Consider the following 2,156-nt stretch of genomic DNA (forward strand, 5'->3'; position numbering starts at 1 on the left):
GCCCCATGTCCGCTCCGACCTTCCAGCAGATCATCCAGACGCTGAACCAGTACTGGGCCGAATCCGGTTGCGTGCTGCTGCAGCCGCTTGATACCGAAGTGGGGGCCGGCACGTTCCATCCGGCCACCTTCCTGCGATCCCTGGGTCCAGAGCCCTGGGCTGCGGCCTACGTCCAGCCCTCGCGGCGTCCGACCGATGGGCGTTATGGCGAAAACCCCAACCGGCTGCAGCACTACTACCAGTACCAGGTGGTGATGAAGCCCAATCCCGACGATATTGTCGAGCGCTACTTCGGCTCGCTGAAGACGTTGGGCATCGACCCACTGGTGCACGACTTGCGCCTGGTCGAAGACAACTGGGAGTCCCCCACACTGGGGGCCTGGGGGCAGGGCTGGGAGGTCTGGCTCGATGGCATGGAAGTAACGCAGTTCACCTATTTCCAGCAGGCCGGCGGTCTGGAGTGTCGGCCGGTGACCGGCGAGATCACCTATGGCCTGGAGCGTCTGGCGATGTACCTGCAGAACGTGGACAACGTCTACGACCTGATCTGGACCGTGGCGCCCCACGGCGTGGTCACCTATGGCGATGTGTTCCATCAGAATGAAGTCGAACAGTCCAGCTACAACTTCGAGCATGCCAATGTCGAGGCACTGCTGCGCTGGTTTGATGTGTGCGAGTCGGAGGCCACGAAACTGGTCGCGGCCGGTTTGCCGCTGCCGGCCTACGAGCAGGTGATGAAAGCCAGCCATACTTTCAACCTGCTTGATGCACGCCGCGCAATCAGCGTGACCGAACGCCAGCGCTACATCCTGCGCGTGCGCACGCTTTCACGCGCCGTGGCCGAGGCGTATGTGCAGCAGCGTGAAAAGCTGGGCTTCCCGGGGCTGCGCACGGATCAGGAGATGACGCATGTCTGACAGGCGATCCCTGTTGATCGAGCTGGGTACCGAGGAGCTGCCGCCCAAGGCACTGGACGACCTTGCCCGCGCTTTCGCCGAAGGCATCTGCACTGGACTGGAGCAACACGGTATCGCTGCAGACCATGCCCATGCCCACACCTATTGCTCACCGCGACGACTGGCTGTGCACGTGCCCGCCGTGGCCGCGCTGCAGCCGGACCAGGCCATCGAGCGCCGTGGCCCCGCGGTGCAGGCAGGGCTTGATGCCGAGGGTCAACCCACCCGGGCCTTGCAGGGCTTTGCCGGTTCCTGCGGGGTGGACGTGGAGAAGCTCGAGCGTGTGGAGACCGACAAGGGCGCATGGTTTGTTTATCGTAGCGTCCAGCAGGGCCGGTCCACCGCCGACATGCTGCCGGAGATTGTTGCCGAGACGCTGAAAAAACTTCCGATCCCGCGGCCCATGCGCTGGGGCGCGAACACGTTCACCTTCGTGCGCCCGACGCACTGGCTGCTGGCCCTGCATGGTGACCAGGTGGTCGATTTGGAGATCATGGGGTTGCGCAGCGGGCGCATCACGCATGGTCACCGCTTCCATCACCCGCAGCCGATCAAGGTGGACGATGCCGATCAATGGCTGGGAGCACTGCGTGATGCAAAGGTGCTGGCCGATCCGGCCGAACGACGAGCCCGCATTCGCGAAGATGTCGCTCAGGCCGCCAGCGGGATGGACGCGGCACCGCGACTGTCCGATGTTCTGCTGGACGAGATTGCCAACCTGACCGAATGGCCGGTGGCAATTGCCTGCGCCTTTGAACGCGAGTTCCTGGACGTTCCGCCCGAGGCGCTCGTGACCACCATGGAAAGCAACCAGAAATTCGTGCCGGTCTACGACGCCGAGGGCATGCTGGTGGAACACTTCGTCGGTGTGGCCAACATCGACTCGACCGAACCCCAGACGATCCGTCTTGGCTACGAGCGCGTGATCCGTCCACGCTTCGCGGATGCACGCTTCTTCTACCAGGAGGACCTGAAAACTCCACTGGAGTCGTATCAGGAGGCGCTCAAACAGGTGACCTACCAGCAGTCGCTGGGTAGCGTGTGGGACAAGTGCGTGCGGGTGGCGGAACTGGCGCGTGTGACCGCCAATCGTGTCGGCGTGGATGCCGGCATGGCGACTCGAGCCGCGGCGCTGTGCAAGTGCGACCTGATGAGTCGCATGGTGGGTGAATTCCCCGAACTGCAAGGCGTGATGGGGCG

The 2,156-nt window shown here is 63.6% G+C and carries 2 protein-coding genes; both read left to right on the top strand.

The genetic code is table 11. The features are described 5' to 3' along the window. Positions 1 to 5: 5 nt before the first annotated feature. Entirely contained in the window at positions 6 to 917 is a 912-nt protein-coding gene (glyQ, locus tag PF446_RS11940) for a glycine--tRNA ligase subunit alpha (protein ID WP_298071876.1), read from the top strand. Then, the coding region (gene glyS, locus PF446_RS11945) for a glycine--tRNA ligase subunit beta (protein WP_298071874.1) at positions 910 to 2,156 on the top strand (1,247 nt) is incomplete at its 3' end. The genes glyQ and glyS, both read left to right, overlap by 8 nt.

Source organism: Oleiagrimonas sp., from assembly GCF_027858935.1.
In the GTDB taxonomy this organism is placed as follows: domain Bacteria; phylum Pseudomonadota; class Gammaproteobacteria; order Xanthomonadales; family Rhodanobacteraceae; genus Oleiagrimonas.

Excerpts from the sequence above, each read along its gene's own strand:
- glyQ (WP_298071876.1), top strand. The coding sequence starts at position 6 with ATGTCCGCTCCGACCTTCCAGCAGATCATCCAGACGCTGAACCAGTAC.